This is a genomic window from Promicromonospora sp. NPDC023987 (genome assembly GCF_040639055.1).
Lineage (GTDB): Bacteria > Actinomycetota > Actinomycetes > Actinomycetales > Cellulomonadaceae > Promicromonospora.
Genome location: NZ_JBEZZF010000022.1, coordinates 1 through 26,838, shown reverse-complemented (window position 1 = coordinate 26,838; position 26,838 = coordinate 1). Strand labels below are relative to the sequence as shown.

Sequence of the window (26,838 nt, the reverse complement as noted above, 5' to 3'; positions counted from 1 at the left end):
GTCAGAAGCCTTCGATGCCCTGGGCTCGCGCGAGCTGGGCGAACTGGTCCTGGGTCTGCTGCGCGACCTCTTCGGGCGTCGCCGTGCCCTGGATCATGTCGGCCAGGTAGATGTACAGGTCGGGGTTCGCCACGGCGAGCGCCTGCATGGAGCCGACGGACTCGCCGAGCGACGCGTGCACGTCGAGGAGTGCCTGGGGCACGGAGTCCGGCGTCGGCACGTCGTCCTGCAGCGAGATCGTGTCGCGGTCGGCCACGAAGTCGGCGTACCCGTCACCGAGCCAGTAGGCGAGGAGCTGGCGGGCCGCCGCCTCCTGGTCGGCGTCGCCGGTCCTGAAGGCGACCAGGGCGTTGGACTGGTCGGGGACGAACGTGCCCACGTTCCCGTTGGGTGAGATCGGGAAGAAGCCGATCTTCTCGTCCAGCTCGGCCGTGTCGGCCTTGGCCTGGAGCTGGCCGAAGAACGAGTTGACCTGGACCGCCATGGCGGCGTCCCCCGACAGCAGGGCGTCCGCCTGGTCCTCGAACGTCGCGGTCCTGATGTCCTCGTTGAAGAGGCCTTCGTCGATCAGGCCCTGGTACGTCTCGATGGCGCCGAGGATCGTCGGGTCGGTGAACTTCTCCTCACCGGTGTTCACGCGGTCCCACAGCCCGTCCTCGGCGGCGTCGGCGAGCTGGACCTGGACCCACCACTGCGTGGCCCACTGGTCGCCGGCCATCTCGAAGAACGGCGTCTCGCCGTCGGCCTTCAGGGCACGGGCGGTCTCGACGAAGCTGTTCCAGTCGGTGGGCGTCTCGGTGATCCCGTGCTCGGCGAACACCTCCTTGTTGTAGTACACGCCCTCGACCGCCGGGCTGGTGACGAGGGCGGCGTAGCGGGTGTCGTCGAGGAGCCCGGTCATGTCGGCAAGGCCCTCGCCGTACGAGTCGAGCCAGGGCGCGCCGTCGAGCGGCTGCAGGTTGCCGGGGGCGTTGAGCGCGGTCAGCATGGAGCCGGTCGGCTGCCAGAACGCGAGGTCGGGGAGGTCGCCCGTGGCGACCTTGGTCTGCACGCCCTGCTCGTAGGGGTCGGGGATCGTGACGACCTCCACCTCGGCCCCGGTCAGCTCCTCGAACCCGGCGACGACGGCGTCCGGTGCGGTGCTCGAGTTCTGCGCGGCCCAGATGGTGAGCGTGGTGCCGGTCAGGTCGGCGTCCTGCGCGGGCCAGGCCCCGGCGCCGCCCGGTTCGGTGCTGCCTGCGCCCGCCGTCGGGTCGCTGCATCCGGCGGTGAGGAGGCCGACGGCGACTGCCGCCGCCGGGATGGTCAGATACTTCTTCATATCGACTCCTTGGATGGACGCAGTCTTCGCCGACTGCGGGTCGGGCGGGCCGCCGTGCGGCCCCGATGGTCAGTCGAGCGCTGGTCGGACGAGGTCGGGGTGCCGGACTCGCAGGACGCGGGCCTGCGGGCCGGCGGGGATGCGGACGTGGACGGGACCGTCCCCGGCGCGCGTGAGGTGCCACCCGTCGTCGGGCGGACCGTAGGCGATGTCGACGGCGCCGGCGGGCAGGTCGAGGGCGAGCTCCGTGCTTCCGGTCCCGCGCCACCAGACGACGACCAGGGACTCGTCGGCGCCGCGCAGCCCGGAGGCCACGAGCGGGGCGCTCCAGTCCGGGAGCCCCAGCGGCCAGAACGGGACGGAGCCCACCAGCCGCGAGGTCCAGCGCTTGGCCAGGCTGACGCCGGCGGCGACCAGCGCCGCCTGCTCCGGCGTCATGTCGTGCAGCTTGCCGGAGAGGTAGAAGCGCCCGGCGAGGCCGGTGGAGACCGTGAAGACGATCTCCTCGTCGGTCATGTCCGGCTGGGGGTAGGCCCAGTTCGCCGCCTGCTCCGGCAGAATGCCGACCAGGGCGCCCGCGGCGATCGGCGGGTAGAGCAGGGGGTTCTGCTGGTCCGATGTCGACTGCAGGTCGAGCCGGGACAGCAGCGCGTAGTCGGAGCGCATGGCGCCCGACGCACAGTTCTCGAGCACCAGGCCGGGGTGGCGTGCCAGAACGCCGTCGAGCCAGTCGAGGTGCGCGCGGTTCTGCTGGAGCAGGCCGTCGCCGGGGCTGTCGGCGTCCAGGTCGGTACCCGCGCCGGGCGTGACGTTGTAGTCGAGCTTGAAGTAGCCGACGCCGAAGTCCTCGACCAGGCGGTCGACCACCTCGTCCAGGTGCTTGAGGACGTCGCCGTGCCGCAGGTCCAGCAGGTACCGGTCGTGCTCGGTGATCCGTACACCGTGCCGCTGCAGGAACGCCTCGTCCGGCAGCCGGTCCACCAGCGGGCTGCGCACCCCCACCACCTCGGGCTCGAGCCACAGCCCCGGCACCATGCCGGCCCCGCGGATCGCGTCGACCACGCGCCGCAGGCCGCCGTCGGGGAACCGCGCGGCCGACGGCTCCCACAGGCCGACGGAGTCCCACCAGTCGCCGCCGTCGTCGTACCAGCCGGCGTCGATGCAGAAGTACTCGGCACCTGCCTGGGCCGCCGCGTCGACCAGCGGCAGGAGCTTCGCGGTGGTGGGATCGCCCATGATCGTGTTCATGTAGTCGTTGAAGACGACGACGGGGCGGCGCGGGTCGCGGCGCAGCGCGCGGCGGTGCCGGGTCAGCTCGGCCAGCGACTCCTGCCACCCGTCCGACGCCGCGACGGACACGGGGACCGAGACGAAGGTCTCGCCGGCCCCGAGCACCCGGGTCCAGGCGTGGTCGTCGTCGGTGGGACCGAAGAGGCCGAGCACCAGCAGCTCCTCGTCCTCGCCGTCCAGACGCACCCCGAGCTCCGCGCGCCACGCGCCGTTGTGCTCGACCTGCCAGGCGAGCGCTGGACCGCCGTCGGCCAGGACGACGCCGGCCGGGTTGTACCGTCCCGAGGACCACGAGCCCGTGCTGACCAGGCTGCGGGCGCCGCGGGCGTCCTGGTGCTGGTGCGCGGGCAGGTCGAGCCCGACGAGCCCGGCCTGGTCCGAGAGCCTCGTCCAGGCCCAGCGGTTCTCGCCGACCCACTCGCCGTGGCCTTCCAGCGACAGCGTGTCGGCGACCGGGGCCGCCCCGACCGGGCGGCCGATCATCAGCGACGACACCGCCTGCAGCACCAGGGGCGCCGGGCCGTCGTTGCGGACCGACGTCCACGACTGGAGCGAGGTGCCGTTCTCGCGGGCCCGGAGGTGCGAGGTCGTGTGCAGCCCGGTGACGTCGTCCCGCTGGAACACCCGGAGGGTCCGCCAGCCGTCCGCCGACGTCGCATCGTGGCCCAGCACGCGCAGCCGCGTGCCGATCGCCGTCGCGGTGTTGCGGGTGTTGGCACTGGCCCGCCCGTGCCCGACCGCGAGGACCTCCACGAGCGGCTGCGTCGGGGTCCCGGGGTCGTCGCTCGTGGACAGGGCCGCCGGGGCGTCGTCGGGCAGGACGAGCACCAGGCTCTCCTGGCCCAGGGCCCAGAGAGCTACTCGCGTCGCTGCTGAGCGGTGGTTCGCCGTCGTCGGCTGGCTTCCATGCACGACGTCATGAAAGCGCATATCAGAACGGAACGCAAGACTCCCGTCGGCAGGCAATGATTCAGCGCGCTACTGCGGCGCAACCGCTTTCAGCGAGCGTCGAGCACGCGGTCGGCACGCGGCGCGGCCGAGGACCGCAGGATCAGATCGGGGACGAAGCGCACGGACGCGGGCACGGTGCCGCTGTCGATCTGGCTGTTGAGCAGGTGGAACGTCTTCTGCCCCAGCCGGACGAAGTCCTGGCGCACGGTGGTCAGCGGCGGCGTCCACAGGTGGCTGAGCGGGTGATCGTCGAAGCCGATGACGCTGACCGCCTCCGGAACGCTCCTGCCCGCATCGGCCAGGCCCTTGGTCAGTCCCATCGCGAGCTCGTCGTTGCCGCACAGCACCGCCGTCACCTCGGGCTGACCCGCGAGGCGCGTGCCCGCGTCGTAGCCCGAGTCCGGCGCCCAGTCGGCGTACAGCACCGGCGGGACGGGCGCCCCCGCCTCCGTGAGCGCGTCGCGCCAGCCCAGCAGGCGGGCGCTCGGCCGGCCGGGCGACGGGATCGCCACGTGGTGCACGGTGTCATGGCCGATCTCCAGGAGGTGCTTGGTCGCGCGCGCGGCGGCGAAGCGGTCGTCCATGAACGCGTGCGCCACCTCCTCGTCGGACGGCCTGCCGGACGCCGCCGCGACGACGGGCAGCCACGACGGGATCGCGGCGAGCGCCGCCACCCCCGGCGGGTCGTACTCGAGCACGATGGCTCCGGCCATGGGCTGGCCGAGCGCGTGGTCGATCGCCGCGTCGACGGTGCGCTTGTCGTCGGTCTCGACGACGGAGATGACCACCATGTAGCCCGCCTGCCGCGCGGCCTCCTCGATGCCCTGGAGCGTCGAGGCGTAGCCGTACCGCGTCGTGTCGCCCGTGAAGACGGCGATCATGGGCTGGCCGCCCGTGGCCAGCGCCCTGGCGGCACCGTTCGGCCGGAAGCCCAGCTCCTTGATCGCCGCCATCACGCGGGCGCGCCGCTCGGGACCGACAGGCACCGAGCCGCTCAGGACGCGGGAGACGGTCGGGACGGAGACGCCGGCGACGCGCGCGACGTCGGCGATGACAGGCGGCTTCATCGGGCGGTCAGGTTCCACGGGGCCAGGTTACGTCCAAAACACGGGCCCCACGGAAGCACCCTTGCCAAATCAGGATGATTAGCGCTTTCATAGTCCCGGCGTCACCCGTTCGGCACGGCTGACGCCGTCCTGTCGGTCCCGATCCACGAAGGAGTGGAGCACAGGTGAGCAATCCTGATAGCGCAGATCAGATCCGAGCCCGACGACGGCCCGGCCGGCACCGAGTGTGGAGCAGCATGGCGGTCACCGCCCTCGCCGCCGCGACCCTGACGGCCGCGCCGTCGGCCGCGGCCCAGCCCGAGACTCTCACCGTGGACTTCGGCACCACCACCGGGGAGTTCCGCGGGGGCGCGACCGGCACGCTGTACGGGTTCGGCGACGAGGGCGTACCGACGCAGGCGCTCATCAACGGCGCCCACATCACGAACTCCTCGCAGAAGCCGCCGTTCGGGACGCAGCATCCGAGCGGGGACATCCTGCAGATCGAGAACGGCTTCTTCGCGAAGCACGGCGAGGAGCTCGCCATCTACATCCAGGACCACTATCCCGACTGGCCGTACCACCGTGGCGTCCGCGTGGGTGACGTGCGCACCTACGACCAGGCCACCGGGGAGTACGTCGAGGAGCCCAACGGCGTGTGGGACTACCTCGAGGTCGTCGAGCTCATGGTGGAGGTGGTCGCCATGCAGTCCGACCACCCCGAGGAGTACCTGTTCATCCCCTTCAACGAGCCGGACGGCATCTGGTACCAGGACTGGTCGACGATGCGCGAGACGTTCCTGGCGGACTGGAAGGTGGTCCACGACAAGATCCAGGAGGTCTACGCCCGCCACGGGCTGGCGCCCGCCCGGATCGGCGGTCCCGGTGACGCCCGCTGGCAGTCCGAGCGGTCGCGGGACTTCCTCACGTTCGCGAAGCAGAACGACGTGCTTCCCGACGTCTTCATCTGGCACGAGCTCGGCATCGAGAACCTCGCGACCTTCCGGTCGCACCTCGCCGACTACCGCGCGCTCGAACGTGAGCTCGGCGTCGCGCCGATCCACGTCAACATCACCGAGTACGGCATGCTGCGCGACATGGGCGTGCCGGGCCAGCTCATCCAGTGGTTCTCCATGTTCGAGGACGCCAAGGTGGACTCGCAGACCGCCTACTGGAACTACGCGGGCAACTTCTCGGACAACAGCGCCCGGCCCAACGGTGCCAACGGCGGCTGGTGGCTGTTCAAGTGGTACGGCGACCTGGCCGGCTCGCAGACCGTCCGGGTGACGCCGCCAGAGCTGGACGTCGCCGACACCCTGCAGGGCATCGGTGCGATCGACGCGGCCAACCGCCGGGCGACGGTCCTGTACGGCGGCACCGACTCCGACGTCCGGCTCGACCTGCGCGGCCTGTCCCCCGCCGTCTTCGGCCGGTCGGTCGACGTCGAGGTCCGTGAGGTCACGCTGAGCGGCGCCGAGGGGCTTGCGGGCACACCGCGAGTGGTCCACGCCGTCGACGGGGCGCGCGTCGCAAACAACGGCACGCTGGGCCTCACCGTCCCGACCTACGACCGGTACGCCGCCTACCAGGTGGTCGTCACTCCGGCGCAGGACCGGGCGGTCACGGTGGACCCGGTCTGGACGACCAGCATCGAGGCGGAGGACACCGATCTCACCGCCGCCCGGACCTACTTCCAGGATCCCCGAGGGAACGGCGGCTGGAAGTTCCTCGCCTCGGGGAGCAACGACGTCGGGTCCTTCAACCAGCCGTCCTCGAAGGCCGACTGGACCGTCACGGTGCCCCGCACCGGTACCTACCGGTTCCAGGTCATCGGCGCCACGCCCGGCAAGCCCGGCAGGCACGCGCTGTTCGTCGACGGCGCGCACCGCACCGACATCCAGTACACGGCCGACCTCGCGCTCACCGACACGTCGCGCTGGCAGTACCGAGGGAGCGCCGAGGTAGGGGTGCCGCTCACCGCCGGCACCCACGTCCTGTCCGTCCGGGCGAGCCGGGACGGCAGCAAGGTGCTGCCGAACTCGGACATCACGCTGGACAAGTTCTCCCTGACCGACGTCACCGACGGCGAGCCCACCACCTACCCCGCGAGCACGCTGCGCTACTACGGCGGTGCGGGCCTGGGCTGGGACGCGGGCACGCGCGGCTTCGGCAGCATCGCCGGGCGCGGGCAGCGGGCCGACGTCTACCTCAACGCGATGGAGACCGGCTACTACGACGTCGCGGTGGAGTTCCACACCGCCGGGGCGTCCGACCTCCGGCTCGACCTCGGTGGCCGCACGCTCGCGGAGGTGGCGGCCCCGAACGGCGGCCACCGCCGCACCACGGTCCGCGCGCATCTCACCGAGGGGATCAACGAGCTGGAGCTCCGGTCGGACCACGGGGCCCGCGTGCGGTCGGTGACCGTCACCCGGGCGCCCGACGGCGACGCCGCGGCCTCGACGTTCGAGGCCGAGGACCTGCTCCTGAGCGGGGATGCGGCGGTGGCGAGCGTCGACCCGGCGTCAGGCTCGAACGCCTCGGGCGGCAAGTACGTGGGGTGGGTCGGCGACGGGGACGAGAACCACATCACCGTCCCCCGGGGCGACGGGTTCGACGCCCCGGGCGACTACGACCTCGTGGTCCACTACGCGAACGCCGAGACCGCCGGAGAGCACGACTACAACCCGCAGGTGGTCGACCGGCAGGCCGTCGTGACCGAGGGCGGCGACGGGACGCCGGTCGGCTCCGCGTTCTTCCGGTACACGTACTCGTGGGACAGCTTCTGGCAGCGGACGATCCCGGTCACCCTGACCACGGATACCGGCGACCTCCGGCTCGGCAATCCGACGGCCTGGGCCCCGAACATCGACAAGGTCACGGTCGCCCCACTGACCGTCGGAACCCCGAAGACGACCCGCACCCGCTGACCCTCCGTTGAGTGCGGGATATTTGCGCCCTTCAGGCTCTGAAAGGGGCAAATATCCAGCACTCAACGAGGTGGGCGGGTTCGGGTGGCGATTCGGGCGATGACGTCGTCCAGGTGCGGGGTCGGGAGGCCGTGCGACGCCGCCCGGCGGCGCACCGCACCGCCGATGGCGTCGAGCTCACCCTCGTGGCCGGCCTCGATGTCCGCCTGCAACGACGACCGCATGGGCGCGGGGAACCCGCCCAGGATGCCCTGGAGGTCCTCGCCGGTGGTCGGCACACCCTCCGCCGTGGCGGTCGCGGCGATCTCCGCCAGCAGCCCAGAGGTCAGACGGGGGTCACGGGTCAGCGCGTCCCCGATGCCGGTCGCCCAGGCCGACGTCAGCAGCGCGAGCGGCGCGAGGAAGCGCAGCTTCTTCCACAGCACCTCGGTGTCGGTCCCGCCGGTGACCACCTCGATGGGCGTGTCCCGCAGGGCAGCGACGACGCCGAGCCCGGCGGCGTCGTCGGGCACGACCGCCCGCAGCAGCGCTCCGCGATGCCGGACCAGCGCGGGCCCGAAGCCGCCGGCGCCCGTGCGCAGGGTCTCGCCCGCGATGGTGGCGCCCACGACGCGCACGCCGGGCAGCGCCGAGCGCAGCACGTCCAGATGATCCAGGCCGTTGAGCAGGGACAGCACCTCGGTCGGCTCGGTGCCGTCGAGCAGCGCGGCGGCGTCGGCCACGCCCTCCGCCTTGACCGCTACGATCACGCGCGCACCGTGCGGGACCTCCGTCGTCGCGACCAGCGGGGCGTGCCACGTCCCGAACTCGTCGGTCGTGACGTCGAGGCCGTGCTCCGTGACCTGCCGGGCGCTCTTCTCCCGGGCGACCACGACGACGTCGTGCCCCGCCTGCTGGAGCATGGCGGCGGTGAGGCCGCCGATCGCGCCAGCGCCGATGATCGCGATGAGGTTGTCAGTCATGGGCCACATCGTAGGCAGGCGCCGTCTTGGCTCGGGCCGGTGGCCGACGGCGCCGAACCGCAACTTAGCCAGGACCCTTGACGCCGAGCCGCAAGACGTTAGTCCATCGCAGCCCTCGGAGACACGAACGTTGCGGTTCGGCGTCCGGCGCCACGTTCAAGTTGCGGTTCGGCGCCATCCCCTAGGCCGATGCCCTCGTAACTTGCGGCTCGACGCCGTCCGACCGACCCGCGCACCCACACCTTGCGGCTCGACGCCGCCCGCACCGGCCCGGAGACCGGCTCAACCTTGGTCGACGCTGGTCTACTCTCGGAGCATGGCAGCTGTCACGCTCGGGATCCCGTCGGTCCGAGGTCTGCCGCGGCGCGCTGCCACGCCGGCCGGAAAGCCGCGCCCCGAGACCCCGCTGCTCGTCGATCGGTACGGACGCGTCGCACGCGACCTGCGCGTCTCCATCACGACGGCGTGCTCCCTGCGCTGCACCTACTGCATGCCCGCCGAGGGCCTCCCGCTGGTGCCGCGCGACGAGCTGATGACGCCGGAGGAGATCGGTCGGCTCGTCGGCGTCGGCGTGCGGGACCTCGGCATCCGCGACATCCGGTTCACCGGTGGTGAGCCGCTCATGCGGCGCGACCTGGAGCAGATCATCGGCGCCGCACGCACGGCGGCCGACGACGCGATGGCCGCCGTCGAGGCGGCGGGCGGCCTGCCCGAGCACGTCCGTATCGCCATGACCTCGAACGCACTCGGGCTCGACAAGCGCGTGGACGCGCTGGTCGCGGCGGGGCTCGACCGGGTCAACGTCTCGCTCGACACGGTGGACCGGGAGGCGTTCGCGACCCTGACCCGTCGGGACCGCCTGGACGACGTGCTGACCGGGATCCGGGCGGCCCTCGCGGCGGGCCTGGCCCCGGTCAAGATCAACGCGGTGCTCCTGCCGGAGACCCTCGCGGGCGCCGCGGACCTGCTCGCGTGGGCCGTCGAGCACGGTTGCAACCTGCGCTTCATCGAGGAGATGCCGCTCGACGCGGACGGGCAGTGGACGCGCGACGACGTCGTGAGCGCGGCCGACCTGCTGAGCCGGCTCGGCGAACGGTTCACCCTGACCCCTGCGGGCCGCGAGGACCCGTCAGCCCCGGCGGAGGAATGGCTCGTGGACCGCGGGCCCGCCACCGTCGGCATCATCGCGTCGGTGACCCGCTCCTTCTGCGGCGCCTGCGACCGCACCCGGCTGACGGCCGAGGGCACCGTGCGGTCCTGCCTGTTCGGCAACGAGGAGACGGACCTGAAGGCGCTACTGCGCAACGGCGCAACGGACGACGAGGTCGGCGACGCCTGGCGGGCCGCGATGTGGGCCAAGCCCCGCGCGCACGGCAGCGACGCCGTCGAGCTGGCCCCCGACGCGTTCGCCGCCACCGAGCGCAGCATGGGCGCCATCGGCGGCTGAGCAGGGTCGTCGAGTCGCACAATGGCACCCCGTCTGTTTGCACAGTAGGAACGCGTCGATATGCTCAATAGAACCCCGTCCAACTGCTAAATTCAGGGGATGGCATACCAGCGCAGGATCGTCGACGATCTCCTCGACGAACTGTTCCCCCACTTGGCCGCGATTGCCCTGGAGGGAGCCAAGGGCGTGGGAAAAACGGCTACTGCCAGCCAGCGAGCAGAGACGGTCCTCACGCTCAACGAGCCTCGCCAGCGCGAGGTGCTCGAAGGTAACCCTGACTACGTGGTTCAGGCGCTACCGCCAGTGCTCATCGACGAATGGCAGCTTGAGCCATCCGTATGGGATCGAGTACGGCGGGCCGTCGACGACGACAGTGCTGGCGGACAGTTCCTGTTGGCCGGATCGGCCGGCATCCCACCCGGAGTGAGAATCCATTCGGGAGCCGGGCGCATCGTCAGCTTCCCGATGCGCCCCCTCGCGTTCTCCGAGCGCGGCCTAAGCGAGCCGACAGTCTCACTCGCGCCCCTACTCCAGGGTGGACGGCCGGAGATCAGTGGTCGCACCGCCATCGACTTGCCGGCCTACACCGACGAGATCCTTCGGTCGGGATTCCCCGGTATTCGAGAGCTTCCCGAGCGCGCCCGCAGGATCCAGTTGGACAGCTACGTGACACGAATCGTGGAGCGAGAGCTCCCCGAAAACGGTGTCGTCGTGCGACGGCCGAACGCCCTCAAGTCGTGGCTCACCGCGTACGGTGCCGCCACCGCCACCGACACCTCGTACTCCACGATCCTGGACGCCGCCACGGCCGGCGAAGCCGACAAGCCGGCACGGGGAACTGCCGACAACTACCGCGAGCACTTGCAGCGGATCTTCGTCCTCGACCCGATTCCGGCCTGGATACCTACGTTCAACACTCTCAAGCGCCTCACCCACGCCCCCAAGCACCACCTCGTCGACCCTGCGATCGCCGCTCGCCTCGTCGGAGTCGGAAAACCTGGCCTGCTACGCGGCGAGGGGACACGGGTCTCGGCGCAGACGGGGACCTGGCTTGGAGCACTCTTCGAGTCACTCACCGCGCAGAGCGTGCGTGTCTACGCCGGCGCGATCGACGCGGAGGTCGGCCACCTCCGCACAAAGAACACAGATCACGAGGTAGACCTGATCGTCGAAGGAGAGGACCGGCAAGTCGTCGCCATCGAGGTCAAACTATCGGCCACGATCACCGACAAGGATGTCCGGCACCTCAACTGGCTCCAAGAGCAGATCGGTGACCGTCTGGCGGACCGAGTGGTCATCACGACCGGCGAGTTCGCCTACCGTCGTCCTGACGGCGTCGCCGTCGTCCCGCTCGCGTTGCTCGGCCCCTGAACGCCGACACCGTGCACAGCGTCTCGGCCCACGCGTCCATCCAGCACCTACAGGCCGACCCACTCCGACTCGCCGTCGGTGAACTGCTGCTTCTTCCAGATGGGCACCTCGGCCTTGATGCGCTCCACCAGCAGGGAGCACGCCTCGAACGCCTCCTTGCGGTGTCCGGCCGACGCCGCCGCCACGAGTGCGACGTCCCCGACCTCGAGATGCCCGTACCGATGGGTGGCGGCCACCCGGAGCCCCGTCTCGGCCGCCACGGCCTGGCACACTTTTCGCAGAACGCCCGTCGCATCGGGGTGCGCCTCGTAGTCGAGGCTCGTGACGGCACGGCCACCGTCGTCGTCGCGCACCACGCCGCGGAACGTGACCACGGCACCGCACTCCGGATCCGCCACCGCCGCCTCGACGGCCCGCCCGACGGCGTCGTCGAGCACGTCCTGCGACACTCGCACGACCTCGTGCGGCGTCACAGCGCCCACGTGGTCACCTCGGCGCCATCCGCGAGGGTGGTCGCGGCGGCGGGGACGTCGATCAGGACGTCCGCGGCCGCCATCGACGCCACGAGGTGCGACCCCGGCCCGCCGACCACGGCGACCCGCGCGCCGGCACCGGCGTCGTCGACCCACCGTCCGCGCAGCAGCTGCCGCTTTCCCTCCGGGGAGCCGACGGCGGCGTCGAGCACCGCAGGGACCGGCGCCAGGGGCGGCAGGCTGCCCGCCTGCCGCAGGATGTCGCGGAGGAACACGACGAACGAGACCTGCGCGCTGACCGGGTTGCCCGGGAAGGCCAGCACGGGCTTGCCCGCGACCCTTCCGAGGCCCTGCGGACCGCCGGGCTGCATGGCCACCGAGCGGAAGGTGACCTCCGGCAGCGCCTCCTTGACCACCTCGTACGCCCCCTGGCTGACTCCGCCGGTCGTCACGACGACATCGCACAGTGCCGCCGCCCGTTCCAGGCCCATCCGCACGATCACCGGCTCGTCGGGGACCGTCAGGCGCAGGCCGACCCGCCCGCCCGCTGCCCGGACCGCGGCCGCGAGGGCCGGACCGTTCGCGTCCCAGATCTGGCCGGGGCCGGGCTCGCCGTCCGGCGCGACGAGCTCGCTCCCCGTGGACACGATGGCCACGGACACCGGCACGCGGACCGTCAGCCGGGCGATGCCGCACGCGGCGGCCGCCGCCACGTGGTGCGGCGCCAGCACCGTCCCGGCGCGCAGCACGACGGCGCCCTCGGCGACGTCCGACCCGGATTCCCGGACGAACTCCCCGGCGTCGCGCCCGCGCAGCACCTCGACCTTCGTCACCGAGTCGTCATGGATCCCGTTGAAGGTCACGTGGTCGGTGTCCTCGACGGGGACCACCGCGTCAGCGCCCTCGGGTACGGGCGCGCCGGTCATGATGCGGACCGCGGTACCCGGCTCCAGCGGAACCGGCTCGCCCGGCGCCGCGGCCACGTCCCCCGCGACGGGCAGGGTGACGGGCGTGCCCGGGCCGGCCGAGGCGACGTCGGCCGCACGCACCGCGAACCCGTCCATCTGGGAGTTGCGGAAGCGGGGCAGCGGCGCCGGCGCGACGACGTCGCGCGCCAGGACCCGCCCGAGCACCTCCCGGTGGATGGATACCTCTTCCGTGGGCCGGTCCGCGAGCTCCGCGAGGAGCTCCGCGACGTCGGCCCGATGCTGTTCCACGTCAACGCGCTCGCTCATGTCCGCAACCTACCTGGCACACCGGGGGCAAAGCACACCGGGGTCCGACGCGCCGCGCGCTCTGGCGCCGGGACCGTACCGGGCATCAGAATCGAGCATGCACATCCACGCGCTGAGCAACAACGGGACCACCCCGGACGGCGCTCTCGTGCGCCGGGAGTCACAGACCCACGCCGGCCTGCGGGTGCTCGACTCCGTGCTCGCCATGCGCCCGACGCCAGGCGTCGTGCTGCGGGCCCGGCAGCGGGTCGAGTTCGAGGGCGACGTGCGCCGCTGGGTGCGCTACTCCCTGCAGCGTGAGCCCGGCGGCGTGGACGTCGTGTTCGAGCGCGCCGACCTGCCGCCCGGGGTCGGGGACGGCGTGCCGTCGTTCGCGCGATACCTCCTGGTGCTGGAGCTCGCGACGGTGGGCGCGTGGGTCGAGTACACCCAGCTCGACGACGCCGACCCGACACGCACGCAGCACGCCCTGCTGGTCCGTACCGACACCCAGCCGCTCCTGCTGCCCGACGGCGTCTCGACGTCGGCGATGCGCATCGACCAGCTCCTCGACGGCAGCCCCGCCAACGCGTTCTGGTGCGACAACTTCGGCGTGCTCCAGGCCGACTACATCGAGTCGTTCCCCGACGGCAGCACGGTCAGCGGCATCTCGTGGCGCACCACGTGGGAAGGCATCGTGCCGTGGCTCGACACCGAGGTGCGGCACGCGCTGGACGCCTCCGGCATCCTGGCATAGCGGTCCCGCGGCACTACCGGTGCACGTGCGCCTTGTGCCCGACCGCCGCCGAGACGTCCTGCTCCGCGACGGCGAGCAGCCGGTCGGCCAGCCGTCGCAGCGCCCGGCCGGCGGCGAGCTCGTCGCCGATCAGCGGTACCTCGGGGTCCTCCGGCGCCTTCCTGGCGTGCCCGACGCCGCGCAGCGCGTCCGACGGGCCGTTCATCACGGTGGCCTCCGCCGTCGTGCTGCCGCCTGACTCGACCACCGTGATCCGGACGTCCCAGGTGAGCGCGCGCCCCTGCCGCGGCTCGCCAGGCCCCGCCGGCTCACCCGGGACGCCGAGCGCTGCCCGGGCCTCCGGGTCGACGACGGTGTCCGCGCCGGGGTAGACGAGCGTCTCCTCTCCGGTGTCCGACCACCTCACCCGGTAGGGCGGCGAGCCGTCGGGATGGGGGCACTCGGTCACCACGCCGTCGCGGACCGCACCGCCGACCACACCCGAGGCCGTGACTATCCGGTCGCCCACTGCTGCCTTCATGGGGTCCTCCTCGCGTCGTTGCGGACCCTTCCATCATCGCCCCGGATGCCGGTCCGCGGCACCCGCACCAGAACGGCGGCGTCACGGCCCTAGGCTCAGGCCATGTCAGAGCACGCAGAGACCGTCCTCCCGCCCAGGCTCCGCGCCGGCGACACCGTCCGGGTGGTCGCGCCCGCCAGGTCGCGGGCGATGATCATGGAGCACGACAACACGCGGTGGATCGACGAGCGGTTCGCCACCATGGGACTCACCCTCACGTTCGGCGCGCACGTCGACGAGGACGACCGGTTCCGCAGCGGTTCGATCGAGCACCGCGTGGCGGACCTGCACGCCGCGTTCGCCGACCCCTCCGTCGCCGGCATCGTCACCGTGATCGGCGGGTTCAACAGCAACGAGCTGCTCCCCCACCTGGACTTCGACCTCATCGCGGCCAACCCGAAGGTCTTCTGCGGGTACTCGGACATCACGGCGCTGCAGAACGCGATCCTCGCCCGCACCGGCCTGGTCACCTACTCGGGCCCGCACTGGTCGAGCTGGGGCATGCGCGACCACTTCGAGCCGACCGGGGACTGGTTCCGCGCCGCGGTCATGGCGGACACCCCGATCGCCGTCGAACCGTCGCAGGCCTGGACCGACGACACGTGGTTCATGGACCAGGACGCCCGCACCCCCGTCGCGAACGAGGGCTGGTGGTCGCTGCGCCCCGGGCACGCCTCGGGCCGGATCGTCGGCGGCAACCTCTCCACGCTGCACCTGCTGCAGGGAACCGCGTACATGCCGTCGCTCGACGGTGCACTCCTCTTCCTCGAGGACGACTTCGAGTCCGACGCCGCGCACGTCGCGCGCAACCTCACCTCGCTGCTCCAGCTGCCCGACGCCGACGGCGTCACGGGGCTCGTGATCGGCCGGTTCCAGGACAGCTCCGGCGTGACCCGCGCGGCGCTCGACGAGATCGTCGCGCGCCAGCCCGCGCTGCGCGGCAAGCCCGTGCTGGCCGGCGTGGACTTCGGACACACCAGCCCGCTGCTCACCCTCCCGATCGGCGGCGCGGCGGAGCTCACGGTGGCCGCGGACGACGGTGGGGCGACCCTGACGCTCACGCGCCACTGACTCCCGACGTGTCGCCGTCCGCCGTCGGCGAACTCGGAAATTGAGTCGGGTCGACTCAGGTTGAACCGGTCATCAACCCCTTCCGGAGGAGAACATCATGACCACCGTTCTGACCCGTTCACCGTTCACCCAGACCTGGCTCCGCGACCCGTGGAGCCCGCAGGCGGCCGTCGCCGAGGGCCCGGTGCCCGCGGCGGACGTCTACCGCGAGGGCGAGGACCTCGTCGCCCGCCTCGACCTGCCGGGCGTCGACCCGGTCACCGACATCACGGTCGAGGTCGAGGGCCGCAAGCTCGTCGTGCGCGGCGAGCGCAAGGACCAGCGTTCGGAGGAGTCCGAGGGCCGCCGCGTCTCGGAGGTCCGCTTCGGCTCCTTCCGGCGCACCGTCACGCTGCCGAAGACCGTGGACGGCGACGCCGTCCGCGCGTCCTACGACGCCGGCGTGCTGACGGTCAGCGTCCCCGGCGTCTTCGCCGGCACGACGCCGCAGCGCATCGAGGTCACCACCGCCGCCTGATCACCTCAGCGGCACCACGACGGCGTCCGACCGCTCCCTGCGGCCGGGCGCCGTCGGCTGTCGGGGGCGCCGTCGGGCGAGGTCCGCTTCGAGAATGCGTTTGGGCTTGATCCGAGGCCCGGAAGCAGTCGTAACCGCATGGTCGAGGCGGACGTTCGCCGGACGGAGCGTGGGACGGCGTCCGGGAAAACCCTTATGTACTGGTCAGGACGTTGTGCGGCGCCGCATCGCGTCGAATACTTCTCGTGAGCGCTCGTCAGCTCTTGCGCACCGCCGTCGCACACCGGAGTGCACGCGCGACTGCCGCAATCATGCCTGTCGCGCGGCTCCGTGCGGCGGAGGAACACGTTCGCGAAGGAGCGTTCGATGCGTAGCACGAGAAGCACGAGACACCGCACGACCCGCACTGTCCTGACAGCGACCGCCGCACTGACCCTGGTCCTGTCGGTCTCGCTCGTCGCCTCTGCGGCGACGGCCAAGGCGCCCGACGCCGGGCCGGCACCCGACAAGGGCTCGACCTCGTCCGCCACCTCGACCGCTGCCGCCGCGCTGACCTGGTCGGACGAGTTCGACGGGCCGGCGGGCGCCGCCCCGAACGCCGCCAACTGGAACCACGAGACCGGAGCCGGCGGCTGGGGCAACAACGAGCTGCAGAACTACACGACCTCCCGGCAGAACTCGGCGCTGGACGGCAATGGGAACCTCGTCATCACCGCCCGCCAGGACGGCAACGGCGGGTACACCTCGGCGCGGATGACGACCAAGGGCAAGGTCCAGCCGCAGTACGGGCACCTCGAGGCGCGGATCAAGATCCCCAGGGGGCAGGGCATCTGGCCCGCGTTCTGGATGCTCGGCGGCCAGTTCCCCGGTACGCCGTGGCCCAGCTCGGGCGAGATCGACATCATGGAGAACATCGGCAGGGAGCCCCATCTGGTGCACGGCACCCTGCACGGCCCGGGCTACTCCGGCGGCAACCCCATCACCGGGCACTACCAGCACCCGCAGGGCTGGTCGTTCGCCGACGACTTCCACACGTTCGCCATCGACTGGAGCCCCAACTCCATCACCTGGCTCGTGGACGGCAACGCCTACCAGACCTTCACCACGGCGAACACCGGCAGCAACCCGTGGGTCTTCAACCAGCCGTTCTTCTTCATCCTGAACGTCGCCGTCGGCGGCAACTGGCCCGGCTACCCCGACGGAACCACGCAGTTCCCGCAGCAGATGGTCGTCGACTACGTCCGCGTCTACGACTCGACGGGCGGCGGCGGTGGCGGCTCCACCGGGACGGTGACCGCGAGCAACGGCATCTGTCTCGACGTCGCGGGCGCGGGGACGGCCAACGGCACGCCCGTCCAGCTCGCGCACTGCAACGGTAACCAGGCGCAGCAGTGGACCGTCGGCTCGGACGGCACGGTCCGAGCGCTCGGCAAGTGCCTCGACGTCGCAGGCGGCGGCACAGCGGCGGGTACCGCCGTCCAGCTCTGGGAGTGCAACGGGACCGGCGCCCAGCAGTGGGCCCACACGAGCGGCACCCAGGCGCTGCGCAACCCGCAGTCGGGCCGCTGCCTGCAGCCGGTCGGGCGGGCGCAGAACGACGGCACCCGCACAGAGATCGCCAACTGCGACGGGAGCACGGTCCAGCGCTGGACCCTGCCGTAGCGGCACCGCCCAAGGAGGCGACCCCTACATCGTGCACGCGACACGCCGACGATCGCGTGCACGATGTAGGGGTCGTTCGCGCGCCGGCCACGAACCGGAAGGACCACCATGACGACTGCCCGCCCACGGGTGGCGATCGCCGGGATGTCGATCGAGTCCAGCACCTTCTCTCCGCACCGCTCCGGGTGGGAGGCGTTCACGCTCCGCCGCGGTGCCGACCTGGTTGCCCACTACCCGTTCCTCGCCGACGGCGCTCCCCTGCGCGACGCCGCAGCCTGGACCGGCGTGCTGCACGCACGCTCCCTGCCCGGCGGCGCCGTCCCGGCGAGCGTCTACGAGTCGGTGCGCGACGAGATCGTCGCGACCCTGCGCGCTCAGCAGGCCGAGCAGGGCCCCTACGACGGCGTGCTGCTCGACGTCCACGGGGCGATGACGGTCGTCGGGCGGGACGACGCCGAGGCGGATCTCGCGGCGGCCGTGCGCGCCACCGTGGGGCCGGGGGCCCTCATCAGCACCACCATGGACCTGCACGGCAACGTGCCGCGGGAGCTGGCCGAGGTGAGCGACCTGATCACGTGCTACCGCACGGCCCCGCACGAGGACGTGTGGGAGACGCGGGAGCGCGGGGCCGCGAACCTGCTCTCCCGACTTCGTGAGGGCGGTGCACCGAAGAAGGCCTGGCTGCAGGTGCCGTTGCTGCTTCCTGGCGAGAGGACGAGCACCCGGCTGGAGCCCGCGAGCAGCATCTACGCCGACGTCGCCCAAGTGGCCGAGCTGCCCGGCGTCGTCGACGCCGCGCTCTGGGTCGGGTACGCGTGGGCCGACGAGCCGAGCTGCCGGGCCGCGGTCGTCGTCACGGGCGACGACGAAGAGGTGATCGTGCGCGAGGCCGAGCGGCTTGCCCGCCGGTACTGGGACGCTCGCGACGACTTCGCCTTCGTCGCGCCCGCCGCCCCGTACGCGGAGTGCGTGGCGACGGCCCTCGCGAGCACCGCGCGTCCGTTCTTCCTGTCCGACTCGGGCGACAACCCGACGGCGGGCGGCGCCGGCGACGTGACCTGGACGCTCGCGCGACTGCTGGCCGAGCCCGCCTTCGCCGCGGTCTCGGACGACGGCGGGCCCCCCGGCGGCGAGTCCCCCGGCGACGGAGCCCCCAACGGCAGGCGCACCGCAATCTACGCCGCGCTGCCGGACGCCGCGGCCACGCGCGAGGCCGCGAAGGCCTGGGCCGAGCACGGCGCGGGCGCCGTGGTCGACGTCGAGGCCGGCGCCCGGGTCGACGACGGTCCCAACGGACCGGTCCGGCTGCACGGCGTCGTCGAGCACGTGAGCGAGGGCGATCCCGACGCCGGGATCGTCGCGGTGGTCCGCGTGGGCGGCCTGCGCGTGATCCTCACCGAGCGGCGCAAGCCGTACCACCTGGAGTCTGACTTCACGGTGCTGGGCCTGGACCCGCGCGGCACGGACGTCGTGGTGGTCAAGATCGGCTATCTGGAGCCCGACCTGTACGACATGGCGGCCGACTGGATGCTCATGCTCACGCCCGGCGGCGTCGACCAGAACCTGCTACGGCTGGGCCACCACCGGCTGGCCGCGCCGGTGCACCCGTTCCACGGGTTCGAGAAGGAGCCGGCGCTGCGCGCGGACCTCCTCTGACCGTTGAGTGCTGGATATTCGCCCTCTTCAGGCTCCTGGAGGGGCAAATATCCAGCACTCAACGACGTGTCAGGCCTCGGCTACCAGGGAGTACAAGTCCTTCGGGTTGGTCGGCTCGGCGATCAGGTCGAGGTGCTGGAGCAGCTCCGGCGCGTTCGCCGTCACGTCCTCCAGCACGAACTTCAGGGCCGTCCAGTCCTCCACGGCGAACCCGACCGAGTCGAACACGACCAGCTCGTCCTGGCTCCGCCGCCCCTGCGCGGCGCCGGTGACGACCTCCCACAGCTCGGTGACCGGGAAGTCCGCCGCCTGACGCTGGATCTCGCCCTCGATGCGGGTCTGCTCGGGGAGCTCCACGAACACGCTCGCCCGAGCGACGATCGCGGGGTCCAGCTCGGTCTTGCCCGGGCAGTCGCCGCCGATCGCGTTGATGAGCACGCCGCCGGACACGTCGGCGTCGTGCAGCACCGTCGCGTTCTGCTTGTCGGCGGTGCACGTCGTGATCACGTCGGCGCCGCGGGCCGCGTCAGCGGCGTCGTCGGCCAGGACGACGTCGAAGCCGAGCGCCTTCGCGTGCCCCGCCAGCTTCTCCATGGCGAGCGGGTCGACGTCGAAGACGCGCAGCGTCTCGATGCCGAGCTCCGCGCGCATGCCGAGGGCCTGGAACTCGGCCTGCGAGCCGCAGCCGATCAGGGCCAGCGTGCGCGACCCGGCCGGTGCGAGGTACCGGGCGGCCAGCGCCGACGTCGCCGCGGTGCGCAGCGCGGTGAGCAGCGTCATCTCGGCGAGGAACGTCGGGTAGCCGTTGCCGACGGAGGCGAGCATGCCGACCGCCGTCACCGTCTGGAAGCCGTTCACGGGGTTCAGCGGGTGCCCGTTGACCAGCTTGAACCCGTAGGTCTCCTCGTCGGAGGTAGGCATCAGCTCGATGACGCCCTCCTTCGAGTGCGAGGCGATGCGCGGCCGCTTGTCGAGCTCGGGCCAGCGCGCGAAGTCGCGCTCTAGGGCGTCGGTGAGCGCCGCGATGGCGGCCTCGGGGCCGCGCCGGGCCACCCAGCGTGCGGTGGCGGCGACGTCGAGGTACGGAACTGTGGTCATCGCTGGGACTCCTCGGTGGTGGCGGCAGCGGCGTCGGGACGCAGCTCGAGCGTGCAGCACTTGACCGAGCCGCCGCCCTTGAAGATCTCGGACAGGTCGATGCCCACGGGGACGAACCCGCGCTCCTTGAGCGCGTCGGCGTAGTCGCGGGCGCGCTCGCTGAGGAACACGTGCAGCCCGTCGGAGACGACGTTCAGGCCGAGCACGGCCGCATCCTCCGCGCCGACGAGGATCGCGTCGGGGAACAGGCGGCCCAGGGTCTCCTGAGCGGCGGGGCTGAAGGCCTCGGGGTGGTAGGCGACGACGGTCTCGCCGGACACGGCGCCGTCGTCGAGCACCGAGAGGGCCGTGTCGAGGTGGTAGTAGCGCGGGTCGACCAGCTCGAGCGGGACCAGCTCGATCCCCTGCTCGGCGAGCTCCAGGCGCTCGGCCACCTCGGCGTGGCCGGCGGGCGTGGTGCGGAAGCCGGTGCCCGCGAGCAGCGTCTTGCCGATGAGCAGCAGGTCGCCCTCGCCCTCCATGGTCTCGACGGCCTCGCCGAGCCGGCGATAGGGCGCGGCGGCGTCGGTGTCGAACCAGCGGTCGTACGCGGGGCCCTCCGCGGCACGCTCGGGGTAGGTGAACCGGGCGGCGAGCGCCCGTCCGCCGACGACGATCCCGCCGTTGGCCGCGTAGACCATGTCGGGCAGGCCGGGCTCCGGCTCGATGACGTCGACCCGGTGTCCGCGTGCCTCGTAGGTGGCGCGGAGCACCTCCCACTGCGCGAGGGCCTTCGCGGGGTCGACCGGCGAGGACGGGTCCATCCAGGGGTTGATGGCATAGACGACGTCGAAGTACGTGGGCGGGCACATGAGGTAGTGCCGCGGTGTGGCGGTCCGCTGGGGGGTGGTCTGCGGCATCGCGGTGGTCTGCGTCATGTCGTGAGGCTACGTCCGGACCGATTCACAACAGCCACGCATCCGTTGCGCATTCAGCCACGGTTTCTTGCGCAATCGCCTGATGTACTGAACGATTCGTTCATGGATGCCGTGAACCGCGCGATCGTCGGAGAGTTGCTGCGCGACGGTCGCGCCACGTACCAGGAGGTGGGCAGCGTCGTCGGCCTCTCCGCCCCCGCCGTGAAGCGGCGGGTGGACCTCATGATCGCCCGTGGGGAGATCGCCGGCTTCACCGTACGCGTGGACCCGCAGGCGATGGGCTGGACCCTCGAGGGGTACGTCGAGATCTTCTGCTCCGGCATCGTGTCGCCGGCCGTGCTCGAGCGCGACTTCGCCCCCATCCCCGAGGTGGTGCGCGTCTCCACGGTGACCGGCGACGCCGACGCGATGGTGCACGTCATGGCGGCGAACATGGAACAGGTCGAGCACGTCGTCGAACGCATCCGGACCGTCACGCACGTGGTCAAGACGCGCACGGCGCTGGTGATGTCCCGGGTCGTCGACCGGCCGGGTGCCTGACCGGTGGCCGAGCCAGGGGGCGCAACACCTTAGGGTGTCCTTACCAGGATTTTCCTGTCCGGACCGGAGGGTGCCCTCGATGATCAGAACCACGGTGTCCGACGACGTCGCCGGCTGGCTCGACGTGCTCGGTCCCCTCACGTTCTACCTGGTGGTCTGGGGCCTCGTGTTCGTCGGGACGGCGTTCTTCGTCGGCGTCTTCATCCCGTTCCTGACCGGCGACGGCCTGCTGTTCGGCGCGGGGATCGTGGCAGGGAGCACCGACCGGATCGACATCTGGGTGCTGGCGATCGGCGTCGGCGTCGCGGCGGTGGCGGGCGACCAGGTCGCGTTCCTGCTGGGCCGCAGGTACGGGCGGCCGTACCTGGAGTCCCGGAAGGGGCGTTGGGTGCAGGCCGCCGTGGCCCGGACCGAGAAGTTCTACGACCTGTTCGGGTGGTGGTCGGTCGTGATCGGCCGCTACATGCCGTGGGCCCGCGTGTTCGTCCCGGTGATCGCCGGCGTGGCCCGCATGCCGTACGCGAAGTTCCTCACCGCGAACGTCTTCGGGGCGCTGAGCTGGGCGGTGCTGATCACCGTGCTCGGTTACTTCGCGGCGTCGAACCCGTCGGTGCGTCCCATCGCGTACGTCGTGGCGGGCGTGGTCATCGCCGCGTCGGTGGTGGCGGGCATCCGGGCGTGGCGGCAGGAACGGGCGGCGGTCCCGAGGGACTGATCGGCCGCGGCCGGTCGATCAACAGCTACCGCCGTGGGATCAACCGGTCCGTGCCCGTGGCACACAGGCTGGGCCCATGCCCACACAGAGCACCTCGCTGAGCACACCGCCCAGCTCTCCGGCCGACGCGACACCGGACGGTTCCCGGCAGATCGCGCGGCGGAGCAGCCCGAGCTGGATTCCGGTCATCGCGCTCTCGTTCGGGATCGGGATGGTGGTACTGAGCGAGTTCCTGCCCGCGAGCGTGCTGCCGACCCTCGCGGCCGACATCGGAGTCAGCGAGGGAACCGCAGGCCTTGCCGTTGCCGCGACCGCGATCGCCGGGGCGCTCACCGCACCGAGCATCGCGGTGCTGCTCCCCCGGGCAGACCGCCGCACGGTGCTCATCGCTCTGCTCGCGACCGCTGCGCTGTCGAACCTGGTGGTCGCCGTCGCGCCGAGCTTCGCCGTCCTGCTGGCCGGCCGGTTCCTGCTCGGCGTCGCGCTCGCCGGGTACTGGTCGTTCGCCTTCGGAGCAGGCATGCACGCCGTGCCCGGCCGAGCACCCGTGGTCTCGTCGGCCCTCGCGTTCGGGGTCAGCATCGCTACCGTGGTCGGCGTACCGCTCGCCTCCGTGGTGGGCGACGCTGTCGGTTGGCGGACGACGTTCGGCGGCTCCGCGGTCCTCACCGTGCTCGGCGCAGCCGCGCTCGCGCTGACCCTGCCGTCCGTCCCTGCCCACCCGGCGGCAGGTCTACGGATGCTGCGCGAGGCGGTGCGCAACGGACGACTGATGGCAGGTATCGGCTGTGTGGGGCTGGTCGCCTTCGCCAACTTCGCCGCGTTCCCCTTCATCCGCATCGCCATCGACCGCGTGGACCCGGCGGCCACCTCATGGCTCCTGCTGGCGTGGGGTCTCGGCGGCCTGGTCGGCACGGTCCTGGCCGGATTCCTCGCGCGTTGGCTGCGGCCGATGGTCGCGGTGGCGCCGTTCGTGGTCGCGGCCGCGCTGCTGCTCACGGCGGCCGCCGCTACTGTGCCGGTACTGGCCGTCGCGGTGGTCCTGTGGGGCTTCTCGTTCAGCATGATCCCCGTGCTCACGCAGCTCTGGGTGACCCGGGTCGAGCCCGAGCGGTCCGAGTCCGCGATATCCCTGCAGGTCACGGCCTTCCAGATCGCGATAACCGTCGGGGCAGCTCTCGGTGGCGCGCTACTGGACGGACACGGTGTCCGCTTGCTGCTGGTGGTGGGTGCGGTCTCCGCGGTGGCCGCCGGACTTGGCTGGACCTTCCTGCGGACGCCCCGCACCTGACCTGCCGGGCGGGACCGATGGCACCCAGGGTCTGGCGGGCCGCACCGGAGACGGAACACGAGCGGCCCGCCAGCCGAGCGGCGAGACGCCGTGGTCAGCCGTGAACGCCCGGCTGAACGCGGCCACGGAGCCGTACCCCACCTCGAACGCCACCCGCGTGACCGGGAGGTGGCCGTCGGTCAGCAGCGTGCGCGCCCGGTACATCCGCACGTCCCGCAGCATCCGCATGGGGCTGTGTCCGGTCGCGCGGCGGAAGCGCTCGGTCAGCGCGGAGCGCGACAGGTGCACCAGGCCGGCCATCCCGTCGAGGGTCCACGGCTCCTCCGGCCGGGCCGCCAGCGCGGCCACCACCTGGGCGACCTCCGCGTCGGCTGCTGCGTCGATCTCTGCGGCTGCGTTCGCGTCGGCGCCGCGGTCGAGGCGGTCGGTGCCGGTCGCGTCCTCCAGCCACAGGGCCGACATCGCTGCCCCGATGAGGCCGGCGTAGCTCGCCGCGAAGAGGTCCCTGCCGCACTTCACCTCGAGCGGGCAGGTGGTCACCAGCGCGACGACGCCGCGCTGCCGCTCGCTGAACCCGGGCACGACCAGCGGGCTCGGCAGCACGGCGGACGGCGCGTTCTGCCACAGGTCGCCGTGCACGAGTTCGGTCTCGATGTCGGCCGTGAGCCGGTGCGCGGTCCGGGCGTCGACGAGCAACGCTCCGCCAGGCAGCACCCTGCTGCGGCCGCCGGCGGTCTCGAGCGTCGCCGCCCCGGTCAGGACCAGTGCCCAGAGGCCGCGTGGACCGGACGCGCTCGCGCCGGCAGGCATCCACTCGCGCCTCAGCGTCGTCATCTCCCACTCCATACGTAGCGGAGCCACGAAGAAGCGCCGGCTATTCCCGGCACCTGACCCGGGCCCCGGGTAGGCGGGACGGGTACGTGGTCGGCAGAACGTCAGGAGATCGGCAGCCCGAGGTGCCGATCTCCTGACATACTGCCGATCAACCGCCCGCCCGGGGCGCGGCGCTCAAGCAGGGCCTCGTCCCGCTGCTGGGCGTCATCGCCCTGGCCGTCGGCCTGGCGGCCTGACCGCCGCGCCGGAGGCCAGGCTCCCCCACGGAAGGTCTTGCGGTACTCCTGCGGGGAGGTGCCGGCCAAGCGGCGGAACTGGACCCGGAAGTTGCTCGTGCTCGGGATCGCGGAGCGGGCGGCGCGCACATAGCCCGGCGTCTGCCGCGCTATGTGGGGGCGGTCATCTGCTGCGTGCCGACCACCGACAGGAGCCGCAACGCCTCCTCGGAGGGCGAGCCGGGGTCCGCCGTGTAGATCACCACGTGCTGGTCCCGGTCGGTGAGGTCGAGCACGTCGCAGTTGACCGTGACCGGGCCGACCAGCGGGTGCTGGAACGTCTTGCGCAGCACGGGGGCGGATCGCACGTCTGCCGCGGCCCACAGCTCGGTGAACCACCGGCTGCCCGCGAGGAGCTCGTCCCGCAACGCCGTCAGGCCGGGGTCACCGGGATACCGTGCCAGCGTGGCGCGGAGCCGGCTGGTCGAGGCACGGGCGAACTCCTCGAGGTCGGACACCCCGTACATCTTCCGCCTGCCGGAGGCGTCCGGGAGGAACGCCCGGCGCAGGAGGTAGCGCTCGCGCGGCGGCACCGCTGAGAAGTCCTCCATGAGGGCGGCCGCGAGCCCGTTCCACGCGATGATCTCGGAGGCCGCGGACGTCACGAACGCCGCGGCCTGCGGCAGCCGGTCCAGCATGAGCTGGACGCTGGGCCGTACCTCCCGCGGTGGCCCCGGAGGCGGTCCGGGCGGCATCCCGGCGAGGTGGTGCAGGTGGTCGCGCTCGGCGTCGGACAGGCGCAGCGCGCGGGCGAGGCCGCCCAGCACCTCACGCGACGGCCGTGGGCCGCGGGCCTGCTCCAGCCGCGTGTAGTACTCGGTGGAGATGTACGCGAGCTGCGCCACCTCCTCGCGGCGCAGGCCGGGCGTACGACGGCGCCGCCCGGTGGGCAGGCCGACGTCGGCGGGGCGGATCCGCTCCCGCCTGCCGCGCAGAAAGGTCGCCAGCTCGGCTCTGTCCATAGCCCGAGTATGGGCGGCCCCCGGGACCGTAGCCAGGTACCCGCGGTGCCTGGATAGGCCGCGGCGCCGGGCGCACGCTCGTCGGCATGAGCACATCAACCACCCCAGCATCCGCCCCTACGACGGCTGGCGGTCTGCTGGCCGGCAAGGTCGCGTTCATCACCGGTGCCGGCCGCGGCATCGGCGCCGCCGCGGCCCGCCTGTTCGCCCGCGAGGGCGCCGCCGTGTTCCTCACGGCCCGCACGGAGTCGGAGCTGAAGGCGGTGACCGAGGAGGTCCGGGCAGCGGGCGGCACCGCGGACCACGCGGTGGCGGACCTGTCGGACGCCGACAGCGTGCGCGCCGCCGTCGACCGGGTCGTGGAGCTCCACGGCCGCCTGGACGTCGCGTTCAACAACGGCGCCACGTTTACCCCGCCGCAGCCGCTCGACCAGGTCTCCGAGGCCGACTTCGACCATCTCTACGCCGTGAACCTGCGCGGGCCGTGGCTGGCCATGGTCGCCGAGATCAACGCCATCCGGGCCACGGCGGGCACGGGCGCCGTCGTCAACAACACCAGCATCGGCAGCCTGCGCGCCAACCCAGTGCTGCCCGCCTACGGCGCCATGAAGCGGGGCGTGAACAGCCTCACCGAGTCGGCCGCCGTGACCTACGGGCCGGAGGGCATCCGGGTCAACGCGGTCTCCCCCGGCGGCACGTACACCGAGATGATCCGGGCCTGGGAGGAGCACACTCCCGGGCTGATGGACCAGATGACGCCCGGGATCCCGCTGCGCCGCGGCGCCCAGCCCGAGGAGATCGCCGAGGCCGCCGCCTGGCTGCTCAGCGACCGCGCCTCGTACGTGACGGGCGCGGTCCTGAAGGTCGACGGCGGCGCGGGCGCCTGACCCCGGGCCGGGTCGGGGGGACCGGTACGTGGTCGGTAGCCTCGGGGTCGAGCACAGTCGCGCCACCGGCCACCCGGCCGAGTGCGTCGACGAAG

24 protein-coding genes are annotated in these 26,838 nt (G+C 72.0%); 12 read left to right on the top strand and 12 right to left on the bottom strand.

The window, feature by feature from the left end:
* Window position 1 precedes the first annotated feature (1 nt).
* The 3 genes from AB0F40_RS12310 to AB0F40_RS12300 form a co-directional block, all read right to left on the bottom strand.
* On the bottom strand, window positions 2-1,321 hold the full coding sequence (locus AB0F40_RS12310) for an extracellular solute-binding protein (RefSeq protein WP_357467262.1): 1,320 nt from the start codon (window positions 1,319-1,321) through the stop codon (window positions 2-4).
* Window positions 1,322-1,390: 69 nt separating this feature from the next.
* Window positions 1,391-3,523 (bottom strand): glycoside hydrolase family 36 protein, encoded by a 2,133-nt coding sequence (locus tag AB0F40_RS12305; RefSeq protein WP_357467260.1) that lies wholly within the window; start codon window positions 3,521-3,523, stop codon window positions 1,391-1,393.
* Window positions 3,524-3,609: 86 nt separating this feature from the next.
* Window positions 3,610-4,647 (bottom strand): LacI family DNA-binding transcriptional regulator, encoded by a 1,038-nt coding sequence (locus AB0F40_RS12300; protein WP_357467257.1) that lies wholly within the window; start codon window positions 4,645-4,647, stop codon window positions 3,610-3,612.
* Window positions 4,648-4,865: 218 nt separating this feature from the next.
* Between AB0F40_RS12300 and AB0F40_RS12295 the strand changes: the two genes are divergently transcribed.
* Entirely contained in the window at window positions 4,866-7,535 is a 2,670-nt protein-coding gene (locus tag AB0F40_RS12295; RefSeq protein WP_357467255.1) for a hypothetical protein, read from the top strand.
* A gap of 62 nt (window positions 7,536-7,597) precedes the next feature.
* Here AB0F40_RS12295 and AB0F40_RS12290 read toward each other — a convergent pair whose 3' ends face one another.
* Window positions 7,598-8,497, bottom strand: a complete 900-nt coding sequence (locus AB0F40_RS12290; RefSeq protein ID WP_357467252.1) for a 2-dehydropantoate 2-reductase — start codon at window positions 8,495-8,497, stop codon at window positions 7,598-7,600.
* 316 nt (window positions 8,498-8,813) lie between these two features.
* On the opposite strand from AB0F40_RS12290, the gene moaA reads away from it, so the two are divergent.
* Both moaA and AB0F40_RS12280 read left to right on the top strand, forming a co-directional pair.
* Entirely contained in the window at window positions 8,814-9,944 is a 1,131-nt protein-coding gene (moaA, locus tag AB0F40_RS12285) for a GTP 3',8-cyclase MoaA (RefSeq protein ID WP_357467250.1), read from the top strand.
* Window positions 9,945-10,043: 99 nt separating this feature from the next.
* Entirely contained in the window at window positions 10,044-11,315 is a 1,272-nt protein-coding gene (locus AB0F40_RS12280) for a DUF4143 domain-containing protein (RefSeq protein ID WP_357467247.1), read from the top strand.
* 47 nt (window positions 11,316-11,362) lie between these two features.
* Here AB0F40_RS12280 and AB0F40_RS12275 read toward each other — a convergent pair whose 3' ends face one another.
* The gene (locus AB0F40_RS12275; RefSeq protein WP_357467244.1) at window positions 11,363-11,797 is read right to left on the bottom strand and encodes a molybdenum cofactor biosynthesis protein MoaE; all 435 of its coding nucleotides are present in this window, start codon (window positions 11,795-11,797) and stop codon (window positions 11,363-11,365) included.
* Window positions 11,785-13,023 carry a gephyrin-like molybdotransferase Glp gene (gene glp, locus AB0F40_RS12270; RefSeq protein WP_357467241.1) on the bottom strand — a complete coding sequence of 413 codons (1,239 nt, stop codon included), beginning with the start codon at window positions 13,021-13,023 and terminating at the stop codon, window positions 11,785-11,787. Before glp ends, AB0F40_RS12275 begins: the two co-directional genes overlap by 13 nt.
* Window positions 13,024-13,120: 97 nt before the next feature.
* On the opposite strand from glp, the gene AB0F40_RS12265 reads away from it, so the two are divergent.
* Window positions 13,121-13,759, top strand: coding sequence for a hypothetical protein (locus AB0F40_RS12265; protein WP_357467239.1), 639 nt, complete (start codon window positions 13,121-13,123; stop codon window positions 13,757-13,759).
* Window positions 13,760-13,772: 13 nt separating this feature from the next.
* Here AB0F40_RS12265 and AB0F40_RS12260 read toward each other — a convergent pair whose 3' ends face one another.
* Window positions 13,773-14,279: a dsRBD fold-containing protein gene (locus tag AB0F40_RS12260; RefSeq protein ID WP_357467236.1), complete on the bottom strand. Its 507-nt coding sequence runs from the start codon at window positions 14,277-14,279 to the stop codon at window positions 13,773-13,775.
* A 102-nt stretch (window positions 14,280-14,381) separates the two neighbouring features.
* Here AB0F40_RS12260 and AB0F40_RS12255 point away from each other — a divergent pair, with 102 nt between their 5' ends.
* The 4 genes from AB0F40_RS12255 to AB0F40_RS12240 all read left to right on the top strand — a co-directional run bounded on the left by AB0F40_RS12255 (window position 14,382) and on the right by AB0F40_RS12240 (window position 19,224).
* Window positions 14,382-15,389, top strand: a complete 1,008-nt coding sequence (locus AB0F40_RS12255; protein WP_357467233.1) for a S66 peptidase family protein — start codon at window positions 14,382-14,384, stop codon at window positions 15,387-15,389.
* 97 nt (window positions 15,390-15,486) lie between these two features.
* Complete coding sequence (locus tag AB0F40_RS12250) at window positions 15,487-15,906, top strand: Hsp20/alpha crystallin family protein (protein WP_357467231.1); 420 nt, start codon at window positions 15,487-15,489, stop codon at window positions 15,904-15,906.
* Window positions 15,907-16,272: 366 nt separating this feature from the next.
* Complete coding sequence (locus AB0F40_RS12245) at window positions 16,273-17,568, top strand: family 16 glycosylhydrolase (RefSeq protein ID WP_357467228.1); 1,296 nt, start codon at window positions 16,273-16,275, stop codon at window positions 17,566-17,568.
* Between the two features lie 108 nt (window positions 17,569-17,676).
* Window positions 17,677-19,224 (top strand): M81 family metallopeptidase, encoded by a 1,548-nt coding sequence (locus tag AB0F40_RS12240; protein WP_357467225.1) that lies wholly within the window; start codon window positions 17,677-17,679, stop codon window positions 19,222-19,224.
* A gap of 69 nt (window positions 19,225-19,293) precedes the next feature.
* On the opposite strand, the gene AB0F40_RS12235 is transcribed toward AB0F40_RS12240, so the two are convergent.
* Complete coding sequence (locus AB0F40_RS12235) at window positions 19,294-20,322, bottom strand: ornithine cyclodeaminase (RefSeq protein ID WP_357467222.1); 1,029 nt, start codon at window positions 20,320-20,322, stop codon at window positions 19,294-19,296.
* The gene (gene ddaH / locus AB0F40_RS12230) at window positions 20,319-21,239 is read right to left on the bottom strand and encodes a dimethylargininase (RefSeq protein WP_357467219.1); all 921 of its coding nucleotides are present in this window, start codon (window positions 21,237-21,239) and stop codon (window positions 20,319-20,321) included. The genes AB0F40_RS12235 and ddaH overlap by 4 nt, the downstream gene beginning before the upstream one ends.
* A 102-nt stretch (window positions 21,240-21,341) precedes the next feature.
* On the opposite strand from ddaH, the gene AB0F40_RS12225 reads away from it, so the two are divergent.
* The 3 genes from AB0F40_RS12225 (at window position 21,342) to AB0F40_RS12215 (ending at window position 23,785) form a co-directional block, all read left to right on the top strand.
* Window positions 21,342-21,779, top strand: coding sequence for an Lrp/AsnC family transcriptional regulator (locus tag AB0F40_RS12225; RefSeq protein ID WP_253868592.1), 438 nt, complete (start codon window positions 21,342-21,344; stop codon window positions 21,777-21,779).
* 79 nt (window positions 21,780-21,858) lie between these two features.
* Complete coding sequence (locus AB0F40_RS12220) at window positions 21,859-22,494, top strand: DedA family protein (protein WP_357467216.1); 636 nt, start codon at window positions 21,859-21,861, stop codon at window positions 22,492-22,494.
* Between the two features lie 76 nt (window positions 22,495-22,570).
* Window positions 22,571-23,785, top strand: a complete 1,215-nt coding sequence (locus AB0F40_RS12215; protein ID WP_357467214.1) for an MFS transporter — start codon at window positions 22,571-22,573, stop codon at window positions 23,783-23,785.
* Here AB0F40_RS12215 and AB0F40_RS12210 read toward each other — a convergent pair.
* From AB0F40_RS12210 to AB0F40_RS12200, 3 genes are all read right to left on the bottom strand, one after another.
* The gene (locus AB0F40_RS12210) at window positions 23,684-24,619 is read right to left on the bottom strand and encodes an AraC family transcriptional regulator (protein WP_357467211.1); all 936 of its coding nucleotides are present in this window, start codon (window positions 24,617-24,619) and stop codon (window positions 23,684-23,686) included. The two genes, AB0F40_RS12215 and AB0F40_RS12210, sit on opposite strands and share 102 nt — an antisense overlap.
* 101 nt (window positions 24,620-24,720) lie before the next feature.
* A complete protein-coding gene (locus AB0F40_RS12205) occupies window positions 24,721-24,984 on the bottom strand; it encodes a hypothetical protein (RefSeq protein ID WP_357467208.1) in 264 nt (87 codons plus the stop codon).
* Window positions 24,985-25,004: 20 nt separating this feature from the next.
* Window positions 25,005-25,856, bottom strand: a complete 852-nt coding sequence (locus tag AB0F40_RS12200) for a helix-turn-helix transcriptional regulator (protein WP_357467205.1) — start codon at window positions 25,854-25,856, stop codon at window positions 25,005-25,007.
* An 86-nt stretch (window positions 25,857-25,942) separates the two neighbouring features.
* Here AB0F40_RS12200 and AB0F40_RS12195 point away from each other — a divergent pair, with 86 nt between their 5' ends.
* On the top strand, window positions 25,943-26,743 hold the full coding sequence (locus tag AB0F40_RS12195) for a glucose 1-dehydrogenase (RefSeq protein WP_357467202.1): 801 nt from the start codon (window positions 25,943-25,945) through the stop codon (window positions 26,741-26,743).
* Window positions 26,744-26,838: the final 95 nt, after the last annotated feature.

Excerpts from the sequence above, each read along its gene's own strand:
- AB0F40_RS12295 (WP_357467255.1), top strand. The coding sequence starts at position 4,866 with ATGGCGGTCACCGCCCTCGCCGCCGCGACCCTGACGGCCGCGCCGTCG.
- AB0F40_RS12200 (WP_357467205.1), bottom strand. The coding sequence starts at position 25,856 with ATGGACAGAGCCGAGCTGGCGACCTTTCTGCGCGGCAGGCGGGAGCGG.
- AB0F40_RS12280 (WP_357467247.1), top strand. The coding sequence starts at position 10,044 with ATGGCATACCAGCGCAGGATCGTCGACGATCTCCTCGACGAACTGTTC.
- AB0F40_RS12215 (WP_357467214.1), top strand. The coding sequence starts at position 22,571 with ATGCCCACACAGAGCACCTCGCTGAGCACACCGCCCAGCTCTCCGGCC.
- AB0F40_RS12240 (WP_357467225.1), top strand. The coding sequence starts at position 17,677 with ATGACGACTGCCCGCCCACGGGTGGCGATCGCCGGGATGTCGATCGAG.
- glp (WP_357467241.1), bottom strand. The coding sequence starts at position 13,023 with ATGAGCGAGCGCGTTGACGTGGAACAGCATCGGGCCGACGTCGCGGAG.
- AB0F40_RS12255 (WP_357467233.1), top strand. The coding sequence starts at position 14,382 with ATGTCAGAGCACGCAGAGACCGTCCTCCCGCCCAGGCTCCGCGCCGGC.
- AB0F40_RS12260 (WP_357467236.1), bottom strand. The coding sequence starts at position 14,279 with ATGAAGGCAGCAGTGGGCGACCGGATAGTCACGGCCTCGGGTGTGGTC.
- AB0F40_RS12310 (WP_357467262.1), bottom strand. The coding sequence starts at position 1,321 with ATGAAGAAGTATCTGACCATCCCGGCGGCGGCAGTCGCCGTCGGCCTC.
- AB0F40_RS12235 (WP_357467222.1), bottom strand. The coding sequence starts at position 20,322 with ATGACCACAGTTCCGTACCTCGACGTCGCCGCCACCGCACGCTGGGTG.
- moaA (WP_357467250.1), top strand. The coding sequence starts at position 8,814 with ATGGCAGCTGTCACGCTCGGGATCCCGTCGGTCCGAGGTCTGCCGCGG.
- AB0F40_RS12265 (WP_357467239.1), top strand. The coding sequence starts at position 13,121 with ATGCACATCCACGCGCTGAGCAACAACGGGACCACCCCGGACGGCGCT.
- AB0F40_RS12195 (WP_357467202.1), top strand. The coding sequence starts at position 25,943 with ATGAGCACATCAACCACCCCAGCATCCGCCCCTACGACGGCTGGCGGT.
- AB0F40_RS12250 (WP_357467231.1), top strand. The coding sequence starts at position 15,487 with ATGACCACCGTTCTGACCCGTTCACCGTTCACCCAGACCTGGCTCCGC.
- AB0F40_RS12210 (WP_357467211.1), bottom strand. The coding sequence starts at position 24,619 with ATGACGACGCTGAGGCGCGAGTGGATGCCTGCCGGCGCGAGCGCGTCC.
- AB0F40_RS12225 (WP_253868592.1), top strand. The coding sequence starts at position 21,342 with ATGGATGCCGTGAACCGCGCGATCGTCGGAGAGTTGCTGCGCGACGGT.
- AB0F40_RS12290 (WP_357467252.1), bottom strand. The coding sequence starts at position 8,497 with ATGACTGACAACCTCATCGCGATCATCGGCGCTGGCGCGATCGGCGGC.
- AB0F40_RS12220 (WP_357467216.1), top strand. The coding sequence starts at position 21,859 with ATGATCAGAACCACGGTGTCCGACGACGTCGCCGGCTGGCTCGACGTG.
- AB0F40_RS12245 (WP_357467228.1), top strand. The coding sequence starts at position 16,273 with ATGCGTAGCACGAGAAGCACGAGACACCGCACGACCCGCACTGTCCTG.
- ddaH (WP_357467219.1), bottom strand. The coding sequence starts at position 21,239 with ATGACGCAGACCACCGCGATGCCGCAGACCACCCCCCAGCGGACCGCC.